The 23,558-nt window shown below is 68.2% G+C and carries 22 protein-coding genes and 1 riboswitch; of the genes, 12 read left to right on the forward strand and 10 right to left on the reverse strand.

Annotated elements, in window-relative coordinates; all coding sequences use genetic code 11:
* Positions 1 to 3: 3 nt before the first annotated feature.
* Together IEV96_RS00235 and IEV96_RS00240 are read right to left on the reverse strand one after the other, a co-directional pair.
* Positions 4 to 444, reverse strand: coding sequence for a DoxX family protein (locus IEV96_RS00235; protein WP_188508717.1), 441 nt, complete (start codon positions 442 to 444; stop codon positions 4 to 6).
* A 9-nt stretch (positions 445 to 453) separates the two neighbouring features.
* Entirely contained in the window at positions 454 to 735 is a 282-nt protein-coding gene (locus tag IEV96_RS00240; RefSeq protein ID WP_188508718.1) for a hypothetical protein, read from the reverse strand.
* 141 nt (positions 736 to 876) lie between these two features.
* Here IEV96_RS00240 and IEV96_RS00245 point away from each other — a divergent pair, with 141 nt between their 5' ends.
* On the forward strand, positions 877 to 1,884 hold the full coding sequence (locus IEV96_RS00245; protein WP_188508719.1) for an LLM class flavin-dependent oxidoreductase: 1,008 nt from the start codon (positions 877 to 879) through the stop codon (positions 1,882 to 1,884).
* On the opposite strand, the gene IEV96_RS00250 is transcribed toward IEV96_RS00245, so the two are convergent.
* Together IEV96_RS00250 and IEV96_RS00255 are read right to left on the reverse strand one after the other, a co-directional pair.
* Positions 1,881 to 3,263: a pyridoxal phosphate-dependent decarboxylase family protein gene (locus IEV96_RS00250; RefSeq protein WP_188508720.1), complete on the reverse strand. Its 1,383-nt coding sequence runs from the start codon at positions 3,261 to 3,263 to the stop codon at positions 1,881 to 1,883. The genes IEV96_RS00245 and IEV96_RS00250 overlap by 4 nt on opposite strands.
* A gap of 68 nt (positions 3,264 to 3,331) precedes the next feature.
* The gene (locus IEV96_RS00255) at positions 3,332 to 3,682 is read right to left on the reverse strand and encodes a winged helix-turn-helix transcriptional regulator (RefSeq protein WP_188508721.1); all 351 of its coding nucleotides are present in this window, start codon (positions 3,680 to 3,682) and stop codon (positions 3,332 to 3,334) included.
* Positions 3,683 to 3,746: 64 nt separating this feature from the next.
* Between IEV96_RS00255 and IEV96_RS00260 the strand changes: the two genes are divergently transcribed.
* Entirely contained in the window at positions 3,747 to 5,996 is a 2,250-nt protein-coding gene (locus IEV96_RS00260) for an LLM class flavin-dependent oxidoreductase (protein WP_188508722.1), read from the forward strand.
* A gap of 61 nt (positions 5,997 to 6,057) precedes the next feature.
* Here IEV96_RS00260 and IEV96_RS00265 read toward each other — a convergent pair whose 3' ends face one another.
* Positions 6,058 to 6,405, reverse strand: a complete 348-nt coding sequence (locus IEV96_RS00265) for a LysR family transcriptional regulator (RefSeq protein ID WP_188508723.1) — start codon at positions 6,403 to 6,405, stop codon at positions 6,058 to 6,060.
* A 108-nt stretch (positions 6,406 to 6,513) separates the two neighbouring features.
* On the opposite strand from IEV96_RS00265, the gene IEV96_RS00270 reads away from it, so the two are divergent.
* Genes IEV96_RS00270 through IEV96_RS00280 form a run of 3 tightly spaced genes read left to right on the forward strand, consistent with a single transcriptional unit; the run spans position 6,514 to position 9,241 of the window.
* Complete coding sequence (locus tag IEV96_RS00270) at positions 6,514 to 6,915, forward strand: VOC family protein (RefSeq protein ID WP_188508724.1); 402 nt, start codon at positions 6,514 to 6,516, stop codon at positions 6,913 to 6,915.
* Positions 6,916 to 6,928: 13 nt separating this feature from the next.
* The gene (locus IEV96_RS00275) at positions 6,929 to 7,576 is read left to right on the forward strand and encodes an LON peptidase substrate-binding domain-containing protein (RefSeq protein ID WP_188508725.1); all 648 of its coding nucleotides are present in this window, start codon (positions 6,929 to 6,931) and stop codon (positions 7,574 to 7,576) included.
* 12 nt (positions 7,577 to 7,588) lie between these two features.
* A complete protein-coding gene (locus IEV96_RS00280) occupies positions 7,589 to 9,241 on the forward strand; it encodes an ABC-F family ATP-binding cassette domain-containing protein (protein ID WP_188508726.1) in 1,653 nt (550 codons plus the stop codon).
* Here IEV96_RS00280 and IEV96_RS00285 read toward each other — a convergent pair.
* Positions 9,228 to 9,584: an iron chaperone gene (locus IEV96_RS00285; protein WP_229732879.1), complete on the reverse strand. Its 357-nt coding sequence runs from the start codon at positions 9,582 to 9,584 to the stop codon at positions 9,228 to 9,230. The two genes, IEV96_RS00280 and IEV96_RS00285, sit on opposite strands and share 14 nt — an antisense overlap.
* A gap of 152 nt (positions 9,585 to 9,736) precedes the next feature.
* Positions 9,737 to 9,834, forward strand: a riboswitch (glycine riboswitch).
* A gap of 165 nt (positions 9,835 to 9,999) precedes the next feature.
* Between IEV96_RS00285 and gcvT the strand changes: the two genes are divergently transcribed.
* The 3 genes from gcvT to gcvP are packed head-to-tail and all read left to right on the forward strand — an operon-like array spanning position 10,000 to position 14,404.
* Positions 10,000 to 11,130, forward strand: coding sequence for a glycine cleavage system aminomethyltransferase GcvT (gene gcvT, locus IEV96_RS00290; RefSeq protein ID WP_229732881.1), 1,131 nt, complete (start codon positions 10,000 to 10,002; stop codon positions 11,128 to 11,130).
* On the forward strand, positions 11,130 to 11,501 hold the full coding sequence (gene gcvH / locus IEV96_RS00295; protein ID WP_188508729.1) for a glycine cleavage system protein GcvH: 372 nt from the start codon (positions 11,130 to 11,132) through the stop codon (positions 11,499 to 11,501). Before gcvT ends, gcvH begins: the two co-directional genes overlap by 1 nt.
* Before the next feature lie 11 nt (positions 11,502 to 11,512).
* On the forward strand, positions 11,513 to 14,404 hold the full coding sequence (gene gcvP / locus IEV96_RS00300; RefSeq protein ID WP_188508730.1) for an aminomethyl-transferring glycine dehydrogenase: 2,892 nt from the start codon (positions 11,513 to 11,515) through the stop codon (positions 14,402 to 14,404).
* Positions 14,405 to 14,505: 101 nt separating this feature from the next.
* Here gcvP and IEV96_RS00305 read toward each other — a convergent pair whose 3' ends face one another.
* The 4 genes from IEV96_RS00305 to IEV96_RS00320 all read right to left on the reverse strand — a co-directional run bounded on the left by IEV96_RS00305 (position 14,506) and on the right by IEV96_RS00320 (position 17,776).
* A complete protein-coding gene (locus IEV96_RS00305) occupies positions 14,506 to 16,113 on the reverse strand; it encodes a monocarboxylic acid transporter (RefSeq protein WP_188508731.1) in 1,608 nt (535 codons plus the stop codon).
* Positions 16,110 to 16,475, reverse strand: coding sequence for a DUF485 domain-containing protein (locus IEV96_RS00310; RefSeq protein ID WP_188508732.1), 366 nt, complete (start codon positions 16,473 to 16,475; stop codon positions 16,110 to 16,112). Before IEV96_RS00310 ends, IEV96_RS00305 begins: the two co-directional genes overlap by 4 nt.
* A 114-nt stretch (positions 16,476 to 16,589) precedes the next feature.
* On the reverse strand, positions 16,590 to 17,252 hold the full coding sequence (locus IEV96_RS00315) for a CPBP family intramembrane glutamic endopeptidase (protein WP_188508733.1): 663 nt from the start codon (positions 17,250 to 17,252) through the stop codon (positions 16,590 to 16,592).
* A gap of 116 nt (positions 17,253 to 17,368) precedes the next feature.
* Positions 17,369 to 17,776: a thiol-disulfide oxidoreductase DCC family protein gene (locus tag IEV96_RS00320; RefSeq protein WP_229732883.1), complete on the reverse strand. Its 408-nt coding sequence runs from the start codon at positions 17,774 to 17,776 to the stop codon at positions 17,369 to 17,371.
* A 256-nt stretch (positions 17,777 to 18,032) separates the two neighbouring features.
* Between IEV96_RS00320 and IEV96_RS00325 the strand changes: the two genes are divergently transcribed.
* The 4 genes from IEV96_RS00325 to IEV96_RS00340 all read left to right on the forward strand — a co-directional run bounded on the left by IEV96_RS00325 (position 18,033) and on the right by IEV96_RS00340 (position 23,391).
* Positions 18,033 to 19,652 carry a peptide ABC transporter substrate-binding protein gene (locus tag IEV96_RS00325; protein WP_188508734.1) on the forward strand — a complete coding sequence of 540 codons (1,620 nt, stop codon included), beginning with the start codon at positions 18,033 to 18,035 and terminating at the stop codon, positions 19,650 to 19,652.
* A 121-nt stretch (positions 19,653 to 19,773) separates the two neighbouring features.
* A complete protein-coding gene (locus IEV96_RS00330; RefSeq protein WP_188508735.1) occupies positions 19,774 to 20,703 on the forward strand; it encodes an ABC transporter permease in 930 nt (309 codons plus the stop codon).
* The gene (locus tag IEV96_RS00335; protein ID WP_188508736.1) at positions 20,693 to 21,640 is read left to right on the forward strand and encodes an ABC transporter permease; all 948 of its coding nucleotides are present in this window, start codon (positions 20,693 to 20,695) and stop codon (positions 21,638 to 21,640) included. Before IEV96_RS00330 ends, IEV96_RS00335 begins: the two co-directional genes overlap by 11 nt.
* Complete coding sequence (locus IEV96_RS00340; protein WP_188508737.1) at positions 21,637 to 23,391, forward strand: dipeptide ABC transporter ATP-binding protein; 1,755 nt, start codon at positions 21,637 to 21,639, stop codon at positions 23,389 to 23,391. The genes IEV96_RS00335 and IEV96_RS00340 overlap by 4 nt, the downstream gene beginning before the upstream one ends.
* Positions 23,392 to 23,558 lie beyond the last annotated feature (167 nt).

The following is a 23,558-nucleotide window of genomic DNA, read 5'->3' on the forward strand; positions in this document are numbered from 1 at the left end:
GAACTACTTCGACCGGCGCAGCGCCCGCCAGGCGCCCGTCGACCAGAGCGCCCACAGCACGAGCAGCGGCTGGAAGACGAGGCGCACGGCTCGCTTCGAATCCGTGTCGAGGCCGAAGGCGGGGGTGCGCGTGACCCACTGCGAGATGTTGCCGGGGAAGATGGCGATGAAGAACGCCGCCGCGACGAGCCCGACCAGCACGCGCCGCTTCGGCAGGGCAACGAGCGCGCCACCGAGGGAGATCTCGACGACGCCGGACGCCAACACCACGAAGTCTTTGTCGAGGGGCAGCCACTCGGGCACCTGCGCCTGGAAATCGCCGCGCGCGAATGTCAGGTGCGAGACTCCCGCGAGAACGAGGACGGCCCCGAGCCCGATCCTGCCGATGGTGCGGGGGACCGAGGCCGGGGCCTTCTTTTCGAGCTTGTCGAGCGTTGACGTCATTCCGTCAGGCTACGCCTCCGCGATGGAGAAGCGCACGGCGCCGCCGTCGTCGATCGTTGCGTCGAGGGTCTTGTCGGCGAGGGCCGTCGCCGCGTTCGACTCGAGGAACACGTGCGCCCCGTCGTTCTCGACGACGAGGTCGTCGGCCTGCGGGACCGGGGTCATGGTGACCTCGAAGTTGGTGGGATCGGTCTCCTGCGTCGCAATGCGCAGGCCGCCGGTCTCGGTTCCGGTGACGCGGTCGGCGAGGCCCTTGACGATCGAGGCGGCGTTGTCGGTGAGTGTAAGCATTGTGTGCTGTTCCTTCCGTTGCGTTTCGAAGACAGCTACGTTCGTCGCCACGGCCGGGCGATGCAAGCTCAGCCGTCCACTCGCAGGGACTTCCCACCTTCTCCCCGGGAAGGATTCGGGCGGTCAGGCGTTGCACTCACTATGACTATCCCGCTCTCCCTGCTCGACCTGGCTCCGATCGCTCCCGGCACCACCGCGAGGGAGAGTTTCGCCGGCAGCGTCGCGCTCGCCCAGGCCGCCGAACGCACCGGGTACACCCGCGTTTGGTACGCCGAGCACCACAACATGCCGTCGATCGCCTCCTCGGCCACGAGCGTCCTGATAGGCCACGTCGCCGGCCAGACCAGCACGATCCGCCTCGGCTCCGGCGGCATCATGCTGCCGAACCACGCACCGCTCACGATTGCCGAGCAGTTCGGCACGCTCGCCACCCTCTACCCCGACCGCATCGACCTCGGTCTCGGCCGCGCTCCCGGCAGCGACCAGAACACGATGCGCGCGCTGCGGCGCGACCCCATGTCGGCGGAGTCGTTCCCGCAGGACATCATCGAACTGCAGGGGTACCTCAGCGGCCAGTCCGTCATCCCCGACGTGCAGGCCGTTCCGGGCGCGGGTACGAACGTGCCGCTCTACATCCTCGGGTCGTCGCTGTTCGGCGCGAAGCTGGCGGCCGCCCTCGGCCTGCCGTACGCCTTCGCCTCCCACTTCGCCCCCGACGCACTGATGGACGCCGTCGCGATCTACCGGCGCGATTTCCGCCCCTCGGCGCAGCTCGACGCCCCGCACCTCATCGTCGCGGTGAACGCGATCGCCGCCGAGGATTCGGCCGACGCCGTCGAGCAGGCGACCATCGTGCGCCGTTCCCGGGTGCGCATGATGATCGCCCGCGGCCAGAACACGCCGGAATACACCGACGCGCAGATCGATGAGTTCCTGACGACCGCGCAGGGCGCCCAGCTCGCCAACATGATGAAGCACACCGCCGTCGGAACCCCCGCCGAGGTGCGCGACTACCTCACGGATTTCGCCACGGCGACCGGCGCCGACGAGCTCATCGTCGCGCACGCGTCATCCGGACTCGACGACCGCCTGCGCTCCGTCGAGCTGACGGCCGTGGCGATGGGCATCACCTCGGCCGTCGCGGCCTAGGGCTCGGCGTCGATCGCCCGGGCGACCGCGGCGACCGATGCCGCCACGTCGTCCGGTCCGGTCGACCAGTTGCTGACGGAGATGCGCAGGATGTCCCGTCCGCGCCAGCGCGACCCCGACATCCACACGGTGCCGTCGTCCATCACGCGCTGGCTCACCCGCCGGGTGCGTTCGTCCGACCCGAAGCTCAGGCACACCTGGGTGAACACGACGTCGTTGAGCACCTCGACGCCCGGCAGCCGCGCGAGGCCGTCGGCGAGGGCGCGGGCATTGGCCGCGAGTCCTTCGACGAGCGCGACGGCTCCCTCCCGGCCGAGCGAGCTGAGCGCGGCCCACACCGGGACCTCCCTGGCCCGCCGCGACATTTCGGGCACCTTCTCGAACGGGTCCGCCGGGGCGGAATCGTCGTGGATGATGTAGCTCGTGTGCAGGCTGAACACCCTGCGTAAGGCCTCGGGGTCGGCGACGACCGCGATGCCGCAGTCGTAGGGCACGTTGAGCGTCTTGTGCGCGTCGGTCGCCCACGAGTCGGCACCTTCGATGCCGCGCAACCGTTCGGAGTACAGCGGGCTCGCCGCGGCCCACAGGCCGAACGCCCCGTCGACGTGCACCCAGGCGCCCGCGGCGTGGGCGGCGGCGATGCAGTCGGCCATCGGGTCGAAGGCACCCGAATGCAGGTTGCCGGCCTGCAGGCAGACGATCGTCGGACCGTCGGCCGCTTCGAGGGCAGAGTTCAGGGCGTCGGGGCGGATGCGCCCCTGGTCGTCCGCAGCCACCGTCACCGGCGCGCCGAGACCGAGGTACCGCAGCGCGAGGTCGATCGAGCCGTGGTATTCGTCGCCGACGAGCACCGTGATGCGCGGCGACCCACTGAGGCCGAGGGCGTCGAGATCCCAGCCGACCGCGTCGAGCACGGCCTTGCGCCCGGCGGCGAGGCCCACGAAGTTCGCCATCGTGCCACCCGTCGTGAAGCCGACGCCGCTACCCTCCGGCAGTCCGAGCAGGTCGACGATCCACCGGCCGGTCACCTGCTCGATCGCGGCGGCGGCGGGTGTGGCGAAACGCATGGCGGCGTTCTGGTCCCACGCGCTGACCAACCAGTCCGCCGCGAGGGCCGCGGGCAGCGTGCCGCCCATCACCCAGCCGAAGAACCTCCCCGACGGGATGGCCATGAGTCCCGGTTCGCCCAACTCGACCAGACGGTCGACGACAGCCGTGGCATCCGCCCCCTTCTCCGGCAGCGGAGCGTCGAAATCCGCCGCCAGCTCGTCGGCCGTGCGGGCCGGTGAGACCTGCCGGGTCGGCAGCGAGTCGAGCCAGCGCAGGGCCGACTCGTGTGCGTGGTCGAGTGGACCGCGGTATCCGCCGATGATCGCCATGTGCTTCCTCGCAACTGTCGTATCCCCACGCCCATGGTGGCACTGCGCGACGGCTGCCGGTAGGGGCCTCAGGGCTGCTCGGGTGTGCCCCAGCGCTGGCCCCAGCCGACGAGCGGCTGCAGCGACTCGATCAGGTCGGTGCCGCTCGCGGTCAGCGTGTACCGCACCTGCACGGGCGTGCTCGCGATGATCTCGCGTTCGAGCAGGCCGGCCGCCTCGAGCTCTTTCAACCGTTGAGCCAGCAGCCGGTCGGATAGCCCCGGCACCGAGGCGGTTATCTCGCTGAACCGAGAAGCGCCCCTGGCGATCGCGAGCAGGACGCCCGAACTCCACCGCCTGCCCACCAGTTCGACCGAGGAGAGGAACCGGCGGCACTCGGCGTCGTCGATGTGCTGGATGGCTAATGCGTGCGTGCTCACTTACCTATGGTAAGCCGCTAACCCGAGGTTTGTCAGCGCGCGGTATCGCGCGCAGAGTTGGTGCATGCCCGATTATGGTTTGCCGCTGCACTTCGGCACGTTCATCACCCCCACCAACCGCCAGCCTGACGCGCCGGTGGCTCTCGCCAAGCTCAGCGAGCAGCTCGGCTACGACCTCGTCACGTTCCAGGACCACCCGTACCAGCCGTCGTTCCTCGACACGTGGACGCTGATGACCTGGGTCGCGGCGCAGACCTCCACGATCCGCATCGCGCCGAACGTGCTCAACGTCCCGCTGCGCCCGCCCGCCGTCACCGCGCGCGCCGCCGCGAGCCTCGACCTGCTCTCGGGCGGCCGGTTCGACCTGGGCCTCGGGGCAGGCGGCTTCTGGGACGCCGTCGACGCCATGGGAGGCGCCCACCTGTCGCCGGGGCAGGCCGTCGACGCTCTCAGCGAGGCGATCGACGTGATCCGCGGCATCTGGGCGGTGGACGACAGGACTCCGCTGCGCATCGAGGGCGAGCACTACCACCTGCGCGGTGCGAAACGCGGTCCGGCCCCCGCGCACGAGATCCCGCTGTGGATCGGGGCGTTGAAGCCTCGGATGCTGCGGCTCACCGGCCGCAAAGGTGACGGGTGGCTGCCCTCCCTCGCCTATCTCGAGCCGGGCGACTACGCGCGCGGCAACGCCACCATCGACGAGGCCGCGCTCGCCGCCGGACGGAATCCGCGCGAGATCCGGCGGCTCGCCAATGTCGGCGGACGCTTCGGAGCGTCGAACGGCGGCTTCCTCGTCGGGCCGAGCGAACAGTGGGTCGAGCAGCTGCTTCCCTATGCGATCGACGACGGGGTCTCGACGTTCATCCTCGCGGGCGACGACCCGACCGCGATGCAACGCTTCGCCGAAGAGGTGGCTCCCGCGCTGCGCGAAGCCGTTCGCCGCGAGCGCGCGTCCGCGGGCACGGTCACAGGCGTCGTGAGGCGGGCGTCGGTCATCGCCAGCCGCCGCGACGGCATCGACTACGACGGCGTCCCCGCGGGCGTCACCGCGATCGAGCCGGGCGACCTCGGTTTCGCGGGCGTGCGCTCCACCTACATGCGCGGCGGTTCGCCCGGGCTGGTGCTCAGGCCCGCCGACACGGCCCAGGTCGTCGAGGCGCTCGCGTTCGCGCGGCGCAACGACGTGCGCCTCGCGATCCGCAGCGGCGGACACGGCATCAGCGGACGCTCGACGAACGACGGCGGCATCGTCATCGACCTCGGCGCGATGAACGCGATCGAGATCCTCGACGAGGGATCCCGCCGCATCCGGGTGCAACCGGGAGCGCGGTGGGCGGATGTCGCGGCCGCCCTCGAACCGTACGGGTGGGCCCTCAGCTCGGGCGACTACGGGGGAGTGGGCGTCGGCGGCCTCGCCACCGCGGGCGGCATCGGCTGGCTCGCCCGCGAGCACGGCCTGACCATCGACCACCTGCGCGCGGTCGAGATCGTGCTCGCCGACGGCAGCGTGGTCACCGCGAACGACGACGAGAACACCGACCTGTTCTGGGCGGTGCGCGGGGCGGGAGCAAACTTCGGCATCGTCACGTCGTTCGAGTTCGAGGTCGACGAGGTGGGGCCGGTCGGCTTCGCGCAGCTCGCGTTCGACGCGACCGACACCGCCGGCTTCCTCGAGGGATGGGGCGCGGCCGTCGAGGCGGCGCCCCGCGACCTCACCAGCTTCCTGATCATGGGTCCCTCGAGCGCCGAACAGCCCGCCGTGGCGCAGCTGATGACCGTCGTCGACTCCGACGACCCCGACACGGTGCTCGACCGGCTCCAGCCGCTCGCCGACCTCGCCCCGCTGCTGCAGCAGTCGGTGCAGATCCTGCCGTACTCGGCCGTGATGGCGAACGCCAGCGACGCCCCGCACAACGGCAGGGGCGAACCGCAGGCGCGGTCGGGACTCGTCGAGCACATCACCCCCGAGTTCGCCCGCGCCGCGGCCGCGATGCTGGCGAGCGGGGACGTGCATTTCTTCCAGATCCGCTCGGTGGGAGGGGCGGTCGCCGACGTCGCTCCGGATGCCACGGCCTACGCCCACAGGTCGGCGAACTTCTCCGTGGTCGCCTTGGGTGCGAGCGCCGAAACGCTCGACCGGCGGTGGCGTGAGCTGTACGGCCACTTCACCGGGCTCTACCTGAGTTTCGACACCGACCAGCGTGCCGAGCGCCTCACCGACGCGTTCCCGGAGGCGACGCTGGACCGGCTGCGACTGCTCAAGGCGCGGCTCGACCCGGAGAACACCTTCCGCGACAACTTCAACATCGTGTGACACCGGTCGCTGAGCTCGTCGAAGCGGCCCTTCGACGAGCTCAGGGAACGAAGATCAACGGTCAGCGCGACTGGCGGCGCTTTCCCGGCTTGCGCTCGCCCTTGACGGCGGGCGCGCGCCCCTTGCCCTTGTTCGCCTTGGCCTTGCCGCCCGGCGCCGCGACGTTCGCGCGCTGCGAGGCCGCCATCGCCTTCAACTGGCGCTGCGCGTCGACGAGAAACGCCTCGCCCTCGGGGGTGAGTGTCGTGCTGGTCGCGGCCGTGTCGAAAAGCGGGTAGCCCAGTTCCTCCTCGAGCACGCGGATCGACAGCAGCAGCGACGAGCGCGGAATGTCGAGGCGCTTGGCGGCATGGGCGAAGTGCAGCTCTTCGGCGGCGGCTTCGAAGTGCCGCAGGAGAGTGGAGTCCACGGGAATGCCTTTCGTCGGTCCCGCGACGAAACGGGGGTTGGTGACAGGCTACGCGCATCCGTTCGAAAGGGATTTACAGCCTCGGGTGTCGGCTACTAGCGTCGCACTATGAGCCGAATGATGTTCGTCAACCTGCCCGTCAAGGATCTGCAGCGCTCGGTCGCCTTCTTCGGCGGCTTGGGCTTCGAGTTCAATCCCGTCTTCACCGACGAGAACGCCACGGCGATGATCGTCAACGACCAGGCCATCGTGATGCTGCTCGTCGAGGAGTATTACGCCACCTTCACGCCGAAGAGCATTGCGGATGCGACGCAGGTCTCAGAGGTCCTGGTCGGCGTCTCGGCCGACAGTCGCGAAGAAGTGGACACCCTCGTCGCGAACGCGGTAGCGGCGGGCGCCGGCGAGGTGGGCGAACCGGTCGACATGGGCGAGATGTATCAGCGGGCCTTCCACGACCTCGACGGTCACAAGTGGGAGATCATCTGGATGGACCCGGGTTTCACCGGTTGAGGCGGGCGGGAACATGACCGAGTTGCCGATGTTCCCGCTGGGTTCAGTGCTCTTCCCCCACATGCCCCTCGCGCTGCGGGTGTTCGAGGAGCGCTACATCGTGATGCTCTCGCGCATCCTCGGCGAGGAGCCCAGCGAGTTCGGAGTGGTGCTCATCGAGCGCGGCCAGGAGGTCGGCGGCGGCGAGCAGCGGTTCGGGTTCGCGACGGTGGCCGAGGTCGTGCAGCTCGAGGCGGGGGAGGGCTACATCGGACTCGTCGCCCAGGGCGGCCGGCGGGTCGAGGTGCTCGAGTGGCAGGGCGACGACCCGTACCCGCGCGCCGTGATCCGCGAGCTCGACGAACTGGAGTGGACCGACGACCTGTTGCCGTTGCTGGCGCAGGCCGAGCACGAGGTTCGCAGAACCCTCGCCCTCGCGAGCGAGTTCGCCGACCTGCCGTGGTCGGCGACGGTGGAGATCTCGGAGGACCCGGTCGAGGCGGCCTGGCAGCTCGCCGCTATCTCGCCGCTGGGGCCGCTCGACCAGGTGTCGTTGCTGCGCGCCACCTCGATGAAGCAGCTGCTGTTGCTGCTATTCAAACTCACGGTCGATGCGTCGGAGACGCTCGGCGACACGTGGCCGACCGACGATGACGATGACGATGACGACGATTCCCGGTGACACACTAGGAGCATGACCGCAACGCTCGTCGCCAAGGGCCTGGCCGGCGGGTATGCCCACCGCACCCTGTTCGAATCGCTCGACCTCACCGTCGCCCCCGGCGACGTGGTGGGCGTGGTCGGCGTGAACGGCGCCGGCAAGTCGACCCTGCTGCGCATCCTCGCCGGCGTCGTCGAACCGCAGGCGGGAACCGTCAGCCTGGCGCCCGCCGACGCCTTCGTCGGCTGGCTGCCGCAGGAGCACGAGCGTCTCGACGGCGAGACCATCGCCGCCTATGTCGGGCGGCGCACCGGCTGCACCGAGACCACCCGGGACATGGATGCCGCGGCAGCGGCGCTCGCGGAACCCCCATCGACGGGCTCGGGGACCGACCCCTCGGACACCTATTCGGCCGCCCTCGACCGCTGGCTGGCCAGCGGCGCGGCCGACCTCGACGAACGTCTGCCCGTCGTGCTCGCCGACCTCGGGCTGTCACTCGACCCCGGCGCGCTCATGACCTCGCTCTCCGGCGGGCAGGCGGCCCGCGTCGCGCTCGCCGCCCTGTTGCTCAGCCGCTTCGACATCGTGCTGCTCGACGAGCCGACCAACGACCTCGATCTCGACGGGCTCGAACGGCTCGAGAACTTCGTCACCGGACTGCGGGGCGGGGTCGTACTCGTGAGCCACGACCGCGAGTTCCTGGCCCGCTGCGTCACCCGCGTGCTCGAACTCGACCTCGCCCAGGGTGCCAACCGCGTCTTCGGCGGCGGCTACGACTCCTACCTCGAAGAACGCGAGACGGCGCGGCGCCACAAACGCGAGGAATACGACGAGTTCGCCGACAAGAAGGCAGACCTGGTGGGCCGGATGCGCGTGCAACGCGAATGGTCCAGCCAGGGAGTGCGCAACGCGATGAAGAAGGCTCCCGACAACGACAAGATCCGCCGCAAGGCGTCGATGGAGTCGAGCGAGAAGCAGGGGCAGAAGGTGCGGCAGATGGAGAGCCGCATCGCGCGGCTCGAAGAGGTCGACGAACCGCGCAAGGAATGGCAGCTCGAGTTCACCATCGGTGCGGCGCCCCGTTCGAGCACCGTCGTCTCGACGTTGAGCGACGCGGTGTTCCGGCAGGGTGACTTCACGCTCGGGCCGGTGTCGCTGCAGGTGAACGCGGGCGAGCGCATCGGCATCACCGGGCCCAACGGCGCGGGCAAGTCGACGCTCCTGCGCGCGCTGCTGGGTCGCCAGGCCGCAGACGAAGGCATCGCCAGCCTCGGAGCGAGCGTCAAGATCGGCGAGATCGACCAGGCACGCTCGCTGCTCGCGGGTGCCACGCCGCTCGCCACGGCCTTCGAGGCGCTCGTACCGGAATGGCCGGTCGCCGAGGTGCGCACGCTGCTGGCGAAATTCGGGCTCAAGGCCGACCACGTGAACCGGCCCGTCGACGAACTGTCGCCGGGCGAGCGCACGCGGGCGGGGCTCGCCCTGCTGCAGGCGCGCGGCATCAACCTGCTGGTGCTCGACGAGCCGACCAACCACCTCGACCTCGCCGCGATCGAGCAGCTCGAGCAGGCACTCGACGGCTACGAGGGCACCCTGTTGCTCGTCACCCACGACCGCCGCATGCTCGGCAACGTGCACACCGACCGCCACTGGCGCGTCGAGGCCGGGCGCGTCACCGAGCTCTAGCGAATACGCTCGCGTCGATCTCCGCGGTGCGCAGCCCGACGATGCGTCGCACCGTCTCCTCGCTCAACGGCCGCTCGGGAGCGAAGTGCACGGTGCAACCGAGCAATTCGCCCTCGGCGAGCGGGCCGGCGAGCTGGCGCGCGAGCGGCGGACTCATGAGGTGCAGGCAGCAGTCCCCGTCGGTGACAGAAAGTCCGACGAGATAGTTGCGGTGGTACTCGAACATCGGGATCTGGTAGCCGATGCGCTCCGTGGCGCCCGGAGCCGCGGCACGGATCATCCGGCGCACCGATTCGAGTGCCGTCTTCTGTTCTTCGGGAAGCGCGGCGAGATATTCGTCCACGGTTCCGGCTGGATAACCACGCTCCATTGCGTCGCTCCTTACTTCTTCAAGCAACCGTAACCCCGCGAGCCCCCGAACGGCAGACCTTTCGTCACCCGCTTGAAACACAAGCCGCGATAGGCTGGGCGCACAAACGAATATCGGGCCGCACACATCGCACTGCGGGAGAGTCCATTCGCGAACAACGCGCAGGACACCGAAGGAGCAAGCCTCCCCGCCAATCTCTCAGGTTCAGTACCGCACAGCGAAGGCCACTCTGAAAAGCGGAATGCGCAGCATTCCGGATCGAGCGAAGCGAGAATACCGCCAAGCCGACCCGGCGCGTCCCACCCACGGTGAAAACCGGCCGAGCGCCGGTGAAGCTCTCAGGTATATGACAGAGGGGGAGTTCCGCCCGCGCCGCCGAGGAGAACTCTTGACCGACCCACGCCCAGATTCAGATCGCACGTCACCGCTGCATCAGATCCACGTCGACGGTGGCGCCAGCTTCACCGACTTCGCCGGTTGGCAGATGCCCGTGAGCTACGGCTCCGACCTCGCCGAGCACCACGCCGTGCGCACGACCGCCGGCATCTTCGACATCTCGCACATGGCCGAGATCCTCGTCGACGGTCCCGACGCGGCGGCCTTCCTCGACTACGCCCTCGCCGGCAGGCTCTCCGCCATCTCGATCGCCCAGGCCAAGTACAGCCTGCTGCTGAACCCCGAGGGCGGCATCGTCGACGACCTCGTGACCTACCGCCTCACCGACGACACGTTCTTCGTCGTGGCCAACGCGGGCAACCGTTTCGCCGTCGCGACGGCGCTGCAGGAGCGTGCCGAGAACTTCGACGTGCGCGTTTCCGACCTGAGCGACTCCTACGCGCTCATCGCCGTGCAGGGGCCGAATTCGCGCGAGATCGCCAAGGCGGCGGCCGGAATCACCGAGGTGAGCGTGCCCCTCGACGAGCTCAAGTACTACTGGAGCACCGACGCACTGTTCGACGACCAGCCGCTGCTCATCGGGCGCACCGGGTACACGGGCGAAGACGGTTTCGAGTTCTACATTCAGACGGATGCCGCGGCCAGCCTCTGGGCCGCGCTCGTCGTGGCCGGCGAAGCGTACGGCCTCGTTCCGGCCGGTCTCGCGAGCCGCGACACCCTCCGGCTCGAAGCGGGCATGCCGCTGTACGGACACGAGCTCGGAATCGACAGCTTCCCGGTGCAGGCCGGACTCGGCCGCGTCGTCAACCTCAAGAAGGAGGGCGACTTCGTCGGCCGCTCCGCCGTCGAGGCCGGTCCGCCGCACGGCTCGCATGTGCTCGTCGGCCTCACCACCGAGGGCAAGCGCGCCGGACGGGCCGGTTACTCGGTGGTCACCGAAGACGGCTCGCGGGTCGGCATGGTCACCTCGGGTGCCCTGTCTCCCACCCTCGGCCATCCCGTCGCCATGGCCTACGTCGACCCCTTCGTGATCGAAAACGGCACCCCCATCTTCATCGACGTGCGCGGAAACCGCATCGCGGCATCCGTCGTCGACCTCCCCTTCTATAAGAGAGACAAATAATGACCGACCAGAACTCCCTCCAGTACACCGCCGAGCACGAGTGGATTCTCGTCGACGGTGACACCGCCACCGTGGGCATCACCGCGTACGCCGCCGACAAGCTCGGCGACGTCGTCTACGTCGAGCTGCCCAAGGCCGGCTCGGTCGTGTCCGGCGGCACCGTGGTCGGAGAGATCGAGTCGACCAAGTCGGTCGGCGAGCTGTTCGCCCCCGTCGACGGCACCATCCTCGAGGCCAACGCGGCCGTCGACGCCGACCCGAGCCTGGTCAATAGCGACCCGTTCGGCGAGGGCTGGCTCATCAAGGTGACCTACACCGCGCTCCCGACGCTGCTCAGCTTCGACGAGTACTCCGCCCTGATCGCCGAGTAGAGACGTCAGCTATGCCCTTCACCTTCGCCGAACGCCACATCGGAACCACCGCCGACGCTCAGGCGCGCATGCTCGAGACGCTGGGCTACGACTCCGTCGAGGCTCTCGTCACCGCGGCCGTGCCCGAGTCGATCCATGTGCAGCCCGTCGCGAACTCCGTGATCCCGGCCGCCGCCACCGAACGCGAGTCGCTCGCCGAGCTGCGCCTGCTCGCGAACCGCAACGTCGTGCGCCGGTCGATGATCGGTCTCGGCTACTACGACACGATCACGCCCGCCGTGATCAAGCGCAACGTGCTCGAGAACCCGAGCTGGTACACCGCCTACACGCCCTACCAGCCCGAGATCAGCCAGGGCCGCCTCGAGGCGCTCATCAACTTCCAGACGATGGTCGCCGACCTCACCGGTCTGGCCACCGCGAACGCATCGATGCTCGACGAGGGCACCGCCGTCGTCGAGGGCATGCTGCTCGCGCGCCGCGGCTCCGGCTCGACGTCGAAGGTCTTCATCGTCGACGCCGACGCCCTGCCGCAGACCAAGGCCCTCCTCGCCAACCGCGCGGAGGCCGTGGGCATCGAGCTGGTCGAGATCGACCTGGCGTCGTACAGTTCGGTCGCTGAGCCTGTCGAAGCGCTGCCCGACGCGTTCGGCGTGTTCGTGCAGTACCCGGGCGCATCCGGAAACGTCTGGAACCCGGCATCCGTCATCTCCGCGGTGAAGGCGAACGGCGGCCTCGCGGTCGTCGCCGCCGACCTGCTGGCCATGACGCTGCTGACCTCGCCCGGCGAGCTCGGCGCGGACGTCGCGGTCGGCACGAGCCAGCGCTTCGGCGTACCCATGGGCTTCGGCGGACCGCACGCCGGCTACATGGCCGTGCGCAAGGGACTCGAACGCCAGCTGCCCGGCCGTCTCGTCGGGGTGTCGAAGGACGCCGCCGACAACACCGCCTACCGGCTCACCCTGCAGACCCGCGAGCAGCACATCCGCCGCGAGAAGGCCACCTCGAACATCTGCACCGCCCAGGTGCTGCTCGCCGTGATGGCCGGCATGTACGCCGTCTATCACGGCCCCGAGGGCCTCAAGCGCATCGCCACCCGCGTCAACCAGCGGGCCGTCGAACTCGCCGCACTGCTGCGCTCCGCCGAGATCGGCGTCGCGAACGACAGCTTCTTCGACACCCTCACGGTGACCGTACCCGGCGAGGCCGCTGCCACCGTGGCCCGCGCGCGCCTGTCGAACATCAACCTGTTCCAGGCCGACGAGAACACCGTGCAGATCGCGCTCGACGAGACGACGACCGAGCAGGACATCCTCGCGCTCGCCACCGTCTTCGACGCCGTGCCGCGCAGCCTCAGCGTGTACGACGGCATCGTCGAGTCGCTGCCCGCCGAGCTGAACCGCGAGAGCGCCTACCTCACGCACTCCGTGTTCAACACGCACCGCTCGGAGACGAGCATGATGCGCTACCTCAAGTACCTCGCCGACAAGGACTACGCGCTCGACCGCGGCATGATCCCGCTCGGCTCGTGCACCATGAAGCTCAACGCCGCGAGCGAGATGGAGGCGGTGACCTGGCCCGAGTTCGCCGGCATCCACCCCTTCGCCCCCGAGGCCGACGTCGAGGGCTACCTCACGCTCATCGAACAGCTGCAGTCCTGGCTCGCCGAGGTCACCGGTTACGACTCGGTGTCGCTGCAGCCCAACGCCGGCAGCCAGGGCGAGCTCGCCGGCCTCCTCGCGATCCGGGGCTTCCACCGTGCCGCCGGGGACTTCGAGCGCACCGTCTGCCTCATCCCGTCGAGCGCGCACGGCACCAACGCCGCGAGCGCGGTCCTCGCCGGCATGAAGGTCGTCGTCGTCGCCTGCGACGAACTGGGCAACGTGGATGTCACGGACCTGCGGGCCAAGATCGCCGACCATGCGCACGAACTCGCCGCCCTGATGATCACCTACCCGTCGACCCACGGCGTCTACGAGCACGAGATCCGCGAGATCACCGACGCCGTGCACGAGGCGGGCGGGCAGGTCTACGTCGACGGCGCCAACCTCAACGCGCTGCTCGGCTACGCCCGATTCGGCGACTTCGGCGGGGACGTCTCGCACCTCAACCTGCACAAGACGTTCTGCATCCCGCACGGCGGCGGAGGCCCCGGCGTCGGTCCCGTCGCGGCCAAGGCTCACCTGGCCCCCTACCTGCCCGGCCATCCGATGGCGCAGCGCGACACCATCGCGCACCGCGACGCGGCCTCGAACGGCGACCACGCCAACATCGTGAGCGCCGCGCCCTTCGGCAGCCCGAGCATCCTGCCGATCTCGTGGGCCTACGTGCGCATGATGGGCTCGCAGGGTCTGAAGGACGCGACCGGTGCTGCCGTGCTCGCGGCCAACTACGTGGCGGCGCGCCTGCGCGACCACTTCCCGGTGCTCTACGCGGGCGACAACGGCCTCGTCGCGCACGAGTGCATCCTCGACCTGCGTCCGCTCAAGGAGGCGACCGGCGTCTCGAACGACGACGTCGCCAAGCGGCTCGTCGACTACGGGTTCCACGCTCCGACCATGTCGTTCCCGGTCGTGGGCACGCTTATGGTCGAGCCGACCGAGAGCGAAGACCTCGCCGAGATCGACCGCTTCATCGACGCGATGATCGCGATCAAGGCCGAGGCCGACGAGCTCGCCGGCGGCGCCTGGAGCGCCGACGACAACCCGCTGCACAACGCCCCGCACACCGCGGAGAGCGTGATCGTGGGCGAGTGGGAGCACCCGTACTCCCGCGAACGCGCCGTCTACCCGCTGAAGTCGCTGATCAGCGGAAAGTACTGGCCGCCGGTGCGCCGCATCGACCAGGCCTGGGGCGACCGCAACCTGTTCTGCAACTGCCCGCCGCCCGAGGCGTTCGAGGCGTGATTGCCCTCGCGCCGACCGAACCCGCCCTCGCAGGCTCGGTCGGCGCTGGGGTCGCGCAAACGCTGGCGCGTTTGCCATAGCTCCACCGCGCTCAACCAGCGTCAGTGCTTGGTCGCCTCCTCGGCGCCGTAACCGGTGAGCGACCGCACCTCCATCTCCGCGGCCACGGCGGGGTTCTCGAGCGTGCGGCTCGTGATCGTGCCGAGGAACCCGAGCAGGAACCCGAGCGGGATCGACACGATGCCGGGGTTGCTGAGCGGATAGAGCGAGAAGTCCACATCCTTGAAGATGGATGTCTCGGCGCCCGACACGACGGGCGACAGCAGGATGAGCAGCACGGCCGATCCGAGGCCGCCGTACATGCTCCACAGGGCGCCGCGGGTGTTGAACCGCTTCCAGTACAGCGAGTAGAGGATCGTCGGCAGGTTGGCGGAGGCCGCGACCGCGAAGGCGAGCGCCACGAGGAACGCCACGTTCTGCCCCTGCACTCCGATGCCGCCCACGATGGCGACGATGCCGATGACCACGACGGTGATGCGGGCCACCCGCACCTCCGTGCCCGGCTCGGCCTTGCCCTTCTTCAGCACGCTCGCGTACACGTCGTGGGCGAAGCTCGTCGCGGCGGTGATGGTGAGCCCGGCGACCACCGCGAGGATCGTCGCGAACGCGACCGCCGAGATCAGGCCGAGCAGCAACGGTCCGCCGAGCTCGAAGGCGAGCAGAGGGGCCGCCGAGTTCACTCCGCCCGGTGCGGCGAGGATCGTCTCTTTGCCGATCAGGGCTCCCGCGCCGTAGCCGAGCACGAGGGTGAAGAGGTAGAAGACGCCGATCAGCCAGATGGCCCAGACCACCGAGCGCCGCGCCTCCCGTGCGGTCGGCACCGTATAGAAGCGCATGAGCACGTGCGGAAGGCCGGCGGTTCCGAGAACGAGAGCGAGGGCGAGCGACACGAAGTCGAGCCGGCTCAGGTCGGTGAGCCCGTAGGCCAGACCGGGGCTCAACACCGCCTCGCCGCCCTTGTCGGCGGCCGCGCCGAGCAGTTCGGAGAGGTTGAAGCCGTAGATCGCGAGCACCCACACCGTCATGATGAATGCGCCGGCGATGAGCAGGGCCGCCTTGATGATCTGCACCCAGGTCGTGCCCTTCATGCCGCCGACCAGCACGTAGAGAATCATCAGCGCGCCGACGACCGCGACCACGATCGACTGTCCGACGGCCTCGTCGATGCCGAGCAGCAACGACACGAGTCCGCCGGCACCCGCCATCTGCGCGAGCAGGTAGAAGAAACACACCGCGAGGGTCGTGGTCGCCGCCGCGAGGCGCACGGGGCGCTGCTTCAGCCGGAACGACAGCACGTCGGCCATCGTGAACTTGCCGGTGTTGCGCATCAGCTCCGCGACGAAGAGCAGCGCGACGAGCCACGCCACCAGGAAGCCGATCGAGTAGAGGAAGCCGTCGTAACCGTTGACGGCGATGGCGCCGCAGATGCCGAGGAACGATGCCGCCGAAAGGTAGTCTCCCGCGATCGCCGTGCCGTTCTGCGGCCCGGTGAACGACCGGCCCGCCGCGTAGTAGTCGGCGGCGGTCTTGTTGTTGCGGCTCGCGCGCAGCACCACGACGAGGGTGATCGCCACGAACGCCGCGAAGATCCCGATGTTGAGCAGCGGTTCGCCGACGCTCGTGGTCTCGGCCACGGCCGCCGCGATCATCGTGCGCTCCTCGACGCGTGCCCGGTCGAGGCCAGATCGCTGCGGATCTCGTCGGCGAGCGGGTCGAGCCTGCGGTTGGCGAATGCGACGTACCAGGTGGTGATCGCGAACGTCGTGACGAACTGCCCGAGACCGAGCAGCAGGCCGACGTTGACGTTGCCGATCACGGGGGTCGCCATGAAGTCGTGCGCGTAGTCGGCGAGCAGCACGTAGGCGAAGTACCAGACGAGGAACGCGACGCCGAGCGGGAAGACGAAGCTGCGATGTGTTCTCTTCAGCCGCCTGAACGGTTCTGAAGCTTCTGCCTGTTCAAAATCGGTCACCCGGTCGCTCTTGGCGGCACCGGGAGCGTCGTCGCTCATGGGTTCCCCTTTTGCCTGGCGCGCATAGCGCTGCACACGTCGATGTGTGGTGAGACAACCTTGGTTCACCCTCCGGGGGGTGTCAATAGCGGGGTCGGGTTATGAACAGCCCCGCTACGACGACGGTCCGAACAGCGCCGGGAACGTTGCCGCCGCCCATGGATAACCGACGAAGACCGCCGCGTCGAGCAGGAAGTGCGCCACGACAAGCGGCAGCAGCCGGCCGTACCGGGTGTACAACCACCCGAAGGCGATGCCCATCGCGAAGTTACCGATGAACGCGCCGAACCCCTGATAGAGGTGATAGCTGCCGCGGAGAAGGGCGGTGCCGATGATGATCTTCCACCGCCCCCAGCCGAGGTCGCCGAGCCGGGCGTAGAGGTAGCCGACGACGATCACCTCCTCGGTGAGGGCGGCGCGCAACGCCGAGAGCAGCAGCACGGGCACGGTCCACCAGTACGCGTCGAGCGCGGTCGGCACGACGTCGACCGAGATGCCGAGGGCGCGCCCGCCCAGGTAGACGGCTATTCCGGGGATGCCGATCGCCGCCGCGAGGCCGAGGCCCGCGAGACCGTCGCGGCGCACGCGTGTCGAGTCGATGCCGAGCCGGCCGAGGTGCGGACGACCGGACTGCCAGAGGAGGAAGACGACGAGGGCGACCGGCACCAGGTCGAAGACCACCGCGAGCACCTGGTAGATCAGGTCGAAGGCCGGCCGTTCGCTCAGCGACGTGTTGAGCGTCGCCGTCTGGTCCGCCAGAGCCTCGGTCCGTGTCATCCGGTTCACTATCGAAACGATCGAATAGACGGCGGATGCGCCGAGAGACAGGCCGAGGACGATTGCGATCTCGAAACGGATCCGGCCGCGTGATGGGAGAAGCGACACCTCGGTGGTCACACGGCCTCGGGGCGGGGCAGGCGGCAGGCCGCGGTGCCGCCGGGGAGACGGTGACGGTTCAGAGCGACTACCCGGTAGCCGACGGCGGCCATCCACGAGTACGGGGGAGTGGCGAGCAGGTGACCGGCGAATCGGAGCAGAGCGTTGGGCTGGCTGCGCAAGAGGGCGGAGACCGCGAGGTGTCCGGCGTAGTGGCGCGACGGCGTGATGTACCACGCGTAGTCCGTGACGTCGTCGACGGTGAGCCCCAGCGAGTCGAGGTCGGCCCACTGCGACGGGATAGTGCGCGGCGGATTGGGCAGCGTGCGCTCGAGACGCCCGACCCAGGTCGAGCAGAAGGCACAATCGCCGTCGAAGACGAGCAGGTGCGGGGCGGGCATCGTCTGGTACTCGGATTCGCTCACACACCGATGCTACGCCGCCGCGAATCTATGGGGGACAAGCCCACGAAGCCGCCCTGCGCAACGACCGTGCAGAAGGCCGGATGTACACGCAGCATTCGTGTGCTGTGCGCAACAATGTGGAGAATGAGTTACCAGCGTGTAACGTTTCCACTCTCCGCTTTGCCGATGGGCAGGCGCCGATTTAGGGTACATCTAACCAACCCGGCACTTTCGCAGCAGTTTGTTGTGCCGTGTGAAATCTCGCACTGGAGGAAAATTGAAAAGATCACGTATCGGCATGGGCGCTATCGCGCTCGTGGCGGCCAGCGCTCTGGCGCTGACCGGTTGCGCCGCAGGCGACGATGAAGCTTCGTCGCCCAGCGGCGACACGTCGGCGATCGTCTCGACAAACGGTTCGGAGCCTCAGAACCCGCTGATCACCACGAACACCACCGAGACCGGCGGTGGCAAGATCGCCACCTCGCTGTTCGCCGGCCTGGTTTCGTACGACGCTGACGGCGCCATCGAGAACGAGGTCGCCGAGTCGATCGAGTCCGACGACGCCACCACCTGGAACGTCACCCTCGAAGAGGGATGGACCTTCACCAACGGCGAACCCGTCACCTCGCAGTCGTTCGTCGACGCGTGGAACTACGGCGCCAAGCTCAGCAACGCGCAGAGCGCTTCGTACTTCTTCGACAACATCGTGGGCTACAACGCCGAGGCGGACAGCGAACTGACCGGCATCACTGTCGAAGACGACACCCACTTCACCGTCGAGCTCATCGCGCCGGAGGCCGACTGGCCCCTGCGCCTCGGTTACACGGCCTACATGCCGTGGCCGACCGTCGCGCTCGAGGACATCGAAGCCTTCGGTGAGAACCCGATCGGAAACGGCCCGTACATGCTGGCCGAAGAAGAGGGCTCGTGGAACCACGAGGTCGGAATCAGCCTCGTGACGAACCCCGACTACGACGGTGTTCGCAAGCCCGTCAACGGCGGACTCGAGATCAAGTTCTACACCGACCTCGACGGCGCCTACGCCGACGTGCAGTCGGGCAACCTCGACGTCCTCGACGCCGTCCCCGACTCGGCATTCGAGACCTTCGAGTCCGACTTCCCGGACAGCGCCGTGAACCAGCCTGCCGCGATCTTCCAGGGCTTCAACATGCCGTACTACCTCGAGCACTGGAGCGGCGAGGAAGGCAAGCTGCGTCGCGCGGCTCTGTCGATGTCCATCGATCGTGAGCAGATCACCGACGTGATCTTCCAGGGCACCCGCACCCCGGCGACCGACTTCACCTCGCCGGTTCTCGACGGCTACTCCGACTCCCTCGAGGGATCCGAAGTTCTCGAGTTCAACCCCGAGGAAGCCAAGAAGCTGTGGGCAGAGGCCGACAAGATCTCGCCCTACACCGGCACGTTCGACATCGCCTACAACTCCGACGGTGGCCACCAGGCCTGGGTCGACGCCGTGATCAACAGCGTCAAGAACACCCTCGGCATCGAGGCAACCGGCAAGGCGTACCCGACCTTCGCGGCCGCTCTCGCCGACCGTGACGCCAACAAGCTCACCGGCGGAACGCGCGCCGGCTGGCAGGGCGACTACCCGTCGCTGTACAACTTCCTCGCGCCGCTCTACACCACCGGAGCCGGTTCGAACTACGAGGACTACAGCAGCGAGGAATTCGATTCCACCCTCGCCGAGGGCACCAAGGCGTCGACCGTCGAAGACGCCATCGCGAAGTACCAGGACGCACAGGAGATCCTCCTCGAGGACCTTCCGACGATCCCGCTCTGGTACTCCAACGTTGTGGGAGTTTCCGCCGACACCGTATCCAACGTGACGTTCGGCTGGGATTCCGTCCCGCTGTACTTCGCTATCACCAAGGGCTAGTAACATACCTGTTTGATCTCAGCGCGTAATGTCCGGGGCAAAACTGCCCCGGACATTACCGTGAGTGGCGTGACTCGACGATTGTGATCTCCATGTTCAATAGTTCAATGCGGGGTGCCTGATGCTTTGGTACACGGGCAAAAGAATCCTCCAGATGATCCCGGTGTTCTTCGGGGCGACTTTCCTCATCTACTTCATGGTGTTCGCCCTCCCCGGCGACCCCATCGCGGCTCTCTACGGAGACCGCCCGCCCACCGAGGCGGTGCTCGAACAGGTCCGGGCGAGGTACAACCTCGACCAGCCGTTCATTGTGCAGTACCTGCTCTACATCGGCGGGCTGTTCACGGGCGACTTCGGAACGACCTTCTCCGGCCGGCCCGTCACTGACGTGATGGCCGCCGCGTTCCCCATCACCTTCCGCCTCGCGATGCTGGCGTTGCTCTTCGAGGCCTTCTTCGGCGTCCTCGTCGGCTTCATCGCCGGTCTCCGCAAAGGCAAGCTCTTCGACGCGTCGGCCCTCGTGGTCAGCCTGCTGCTGATCTCGGTGCCGACCTTCGTCATCGGCTTCATCCTGCAGTACCTGTTCGGGGTGCAGTGGGGTCTCGTGCGGCCCACCGTGAGCGGCGAGGCGCCGTGGAGCGAGCTGGTGCTGCCCGCCGTCGTGCTCGCATCGGTCTCGTTCGCGTACATCGTGCGCCTCACCCGCGCCAGCGTCTCGGACAACCTCAGCGCCGACTTCGTGCGCACCGCGACAGCAAAGGGGCTGTCGCGACGCCGGGTCGTCACCGTGCACGTCCTCCGCAACTCCCTCGTGCCCGTCGTCGCCTTCCTCGGAGTCGACCTGGGCGCCCTCATGGTCGGTGCGATCGTGACCGAGGGCATCTTCAACATCAACGGGGTCGGTGGCACCGTCTACAAGGCCATCACCCTCGGAGAAGGTCCGACCGTCGTGTCGTTCATCGCGGTGATGGTCATCATTTTCGTGCTGGCGAACCTGCTCGTCGACCTGCTCTACGCCGCCCTCGACCCGAGGATCCGCTATGCAAAGTAATAACCGTCCCGAGCAGGCGCACTTCGTTGCCTCGCTCGAAGACACGCCCATCGTCGCCGTCGACAAGCTCGACGAATCCCAGAAGGCGCGCAGCACGTGGGCCGACGCGTGGGACTCCATGCGCCGCCGGCCGATGTTCTGGATCTCGTCGGTGCTCATCGTCTTCATCGTGATCGTCGGCCTGTTCCCTGGGCTGTTCACCCAGGTGGATCCGACCTCGTGCGACCTCTCGTCGAGCAACGGCTCGCCCGAGGCCGGGCACCCGCTCGGCTTCACCCGCCAGGGCTGCGACGTCTACTCGCGCATCGTGTTCGGCACCCAGGCCTCCCTCACCGTCGGCCTGCTGGCCACGGTGCTCGTGACGCTGTTCGGTGCGATCGTGGGAGCTCTCGCCGGCTTCTACGGCGGATTCTTCGACTCGCTGATCTCGCGCGTCGGCGACATCTTCTTCGCGATCCCCACCGTGCTCGGCGCGATTGTGCTCATGACGGTCATCCCCGACCGCACGGCACTCACCGTGGCACTCGTGCTGTCGGTGTTCGCCTGGCCGCAGGTGGCCCGCATCATGCGCGGTTCGGTGTTGTCGGCGCGCAACTCCGACTACGTGACGGCCTCGACCGCCCTAGGCGTCTCGAACTCGAAGATCCTCGTCCGTCACGTCGTGCCGAACGCCATCGCCCCGGTCATCGTGGTCGCGACCGTCTCCCTCGGCACGTTCATCGTCGCCGAGGCGACGCTGTCGTTCCTCGGAATCGGGCTCCCCTCGAACATCATGTCCTGGGGCAACGACATCGGGCAGGCCCGCACCTCGATCCGCACGAGCCCGCAGGTGCTGATCTACCCGTCGATCGCGCTGTCGATCACGGTCCTGTCCTTCCTTATGCTCGGTGACGTCGTGCGCGACGCCCTCGACCCGAAAGCGAGAGCGCGCGGATGAGTAACACACTGGCTGAACCGATTGCCACCTCACACTCCGGAGCCGAGAGGCCGCTCCTGCAGATCCGCGGGCTCGAGGTCGGGTTCCAGACCCAGCGGGGGCTCGTTCCCGCCGTCCGCGGCGTGGACCTCACGCTGTACGCCGGACAGACCCTCGCAATCGTGGGCGAATCGGGTTCCGGCAAGTCGACCACCGCGCAGTCGATCATCGACCTGCTCCCGGGCACCGGCAAGGTCACGGCCGGCGAGATCCTCTTCGAGGGGCGCGACCTGACAAAGCTGAACTCGCGGGAGATCCAAGACGTCCGCGGCCGTCTCATCGGCTACGTGCCGCAAGACCCGATGTCGAACCTCAACCCGGTCTGGAACATCGGATTCCAAGTGGAAGAGGCCATCACCGCGAACAGCTCGCTGCGCGGCAAGGCCGCTCGGGCCGAGACCATCAAGGTACTCAAGGAAGCGGGCCTCAGCGACGCCGCCGACCGGCTCAAGCAGTACCCGCACCAGTTCTCCGGCGGCATGCGCCAGCGCGTGCTCATCGGCATCGGTCTCTCGGCGAAGCCGAAACTCCTGATCGCCGACGAGCCGACCTCAGCGCTCGACGTCACCGTGCAGCGCCAGATCCTCGACCACCTCGCGACGCTCACGCGTGACTACGGCACCTCGGTGCTGTTCATCACCCACGACCTCGGCCTCGCTGCCGAGCGTGCCGAGCAGCTCGTCGTGATGTACAAGGGCAAAGTCGTCGAGTCAGGTCCCTCGACGGAAATCCTCGCCGATCCGAAGCACCCGTACACCCAGCGCCTCGTGGCCGCGGCTCCGAGCCTTGCCTCGCGTCGTATCCAGTCGGCCAAGCACACCGCCACCGACGCCGACGACGCCGAGATCTTCGCCGGCGGCTCGCTCGACGACACCCTCGTCGCGCGCGCCGTCGAGCGCGAAGCCACCGCCCCCGCCCGGGACCTCATCTCGCTCAGCAACGTCTCGAAGGTGTACCGCATCCGCACGAAGGGGTTCAAGCACAACGAGCTGCTCGCCGTGAACGACGTCTCGTTCGGCGTGAAGAAGGGCACGACCACTGCTCTGGTCGGCGAGTCCGGCTCGGGCAAGTCGACCGTCGCCAAGCTCATCCTGCAGCTCGAGGGCATCACGTCAGGCTCCATCGAGTTCGACGGCCAGGATGTCGCGGGGCTGCGCGGCGCCGACCTGCTCAAGTTCCGTCGCCGGGTCCAGCCCGTATTCCAGGATCCCTACGGTTCGCTCGACCCGCAGTACAACGTGGGCAACACGATCGCCGAACCGCTGCTGGCCCACAAGGTGGGAACGCCGAAGGAGCGCCAGGAGCGCGTGCGCGAGCTGCTCGACCAGGTGTCCCTGCCCTGGTCGACCCGGTACCGCTACCCGAGCGAACTCTCGGGCGGCCAGCGCCAGCGCATCGCGATCGCTCGCGCGCTCGCGTTGAAGCCCGACGTTCTCGTGCTCGACGAAGCGGTCTCCGCGCTCGACGTGCTGGTGCAGGGCCAAGTACTCAACCTGCTGACCGAGCTGCAGACCGAGCTCGACCTCACGTACCTCTTCATCACGCACGACCTGGCGGTCGTGCGGCTCGTCGCCGACAACGTCTGCGTGATGCGCAAGGGCGAGATCATCGAGTCCGCGACGACCGACGAGGTGTTCGAGAACCCGAAAGAGCAGTACACGCGAGACCTGTTGGCCGCCATTCCAGGCGCACACTTCGAGTTCGGGCGCTAGGCCGTGTTCGCGGCGGCGGGGGACCGGGCGACGTGCTCGCTCGGGAGCCTCCCGCTGCTGCCCGCGAATACCCGCCCCCGGCTCGTCGGCGCCTCTGCGCTTCCGCGCGACGTGATAACGCCGGCGACGTCGGCCCGTGTCCCGGCGCACTCGCGCGACGAGCGCAG

The sequence above is a fragment of the Conyzicola nivalis genome (assembly GCF_014639655.1).
GTDB classification, from domain to species: Bacteria; Actinomycetota; Actinomycetes; order Actinomycetales; family Microbacteriaceae; genus Conyzicola; species Conyzicola nivalis.

Coding starts and splice junctions, on each gene's coding strand:
- IEV96_RS00330 (WP_188508735.1), top strand. CDS start 19,774: ATGCTTTGGTACACGGGCAAAAGAATCCTCCAGATGATCCCGGTGTTC.
- gcvH (WP_188508729.1), top strand. CDS start 11,130: ATGACCGACCAGAACTCCCTCCAGTACACCGCCGAGCACGAGTGGATT.
- IEV96_RS00315 (WP_188508733.1), bottom strand. CDS start 17,252: ATGACACGGACCGAGGCTCTGGCGGACCAGACGGCGACGCTCAACACG.
- gcvP (WP_188508730.1), top strand. CDS start 11,513: ATGCCCTTCACCTTCGCCGAACGCCACATCGGAACCACCGCCGACGCT.
- IEV96_RS00270 (WP_188508724.1), top strand. CDS start 6,514: ATGAGCCGAATGATGTTCGTCAACCTGCCCGTCAAGGATCTGCAGCGC.
- IEV96_RS00275 (WP_188508725.1), top strand. CDS start 6,929: ATGACCGAGTTGCCGATGTTCCCGCTGGGTTCAGTGCTCTTCCCCCAC.
- IEV96_RS00335 (WP_188508736.1), top strand. CDS start 20,693: ATGCAAAGTAATAACCGTCCCGAGCAGGCGCACTTCGTTGCCTCGCTC.
- IEV96_RS00250 (WP_188508720.1), bottom strand. CDS start 3,263: ATGGCGATCATCGGCGGATACCGCGGTCCACTCGACCACGCACACGAG.
- IEV96_RS00305 (WP_188508731.1), bottom strand. CDS start 16,113: ATGATCGCGGCGGCCGTGGCCGAGACCACGAGCGTCGGCGAACCGCTG.
- IEV96_RS00310 (WP_188508732.1), bottom strand. CDS start 16,475: ATGAGCGACGACGCTCCCGGTGCCGCCAAGAGCGACCGGGTGACCGAT.
- IEV96_RS00280 (WP_188508726.1), top strand. CDS start 7,589: ATGACCGCAACGCTCGTCGCCAAGGGCCTGGCCGGCGGGTATGCCCAC.
- IEV96_RS00240 (WP_188508718.1), bottom strand. CDS start 735: ATGCTTACACTCACCGACAACGCCGCCTCGATCGTCAAGGGCCTCGCC.
- IEV96_RS00245 (WP_188508719.1), top strand. CDS start 877: ATGACTATCCCGCTCTCCCTGCTCGACCTGGCTCCGATCGCTCCCGGC.
- IEV96_RS00260 (WP_188508722.1), top strand. CDS start 3,747: ATGCCCGATTATGGTTTGCCGCTGCACTTCGGCACGTTCATCACCCCC.
- IEV96_RS00340 (WP_188508737.1), top strand. CDS start 21,637: ATGAGTAACACACTGGCTGAACCGATTGCCACCTCACACTCCGGAGCC.
- IEV96_RS00235 (WP_188508717.1), bottom strand. CDS start 444: ATGACGTCAACGCTCGACAAGCTCGAAAAGAAGGCCCCGGCCTCGGTC.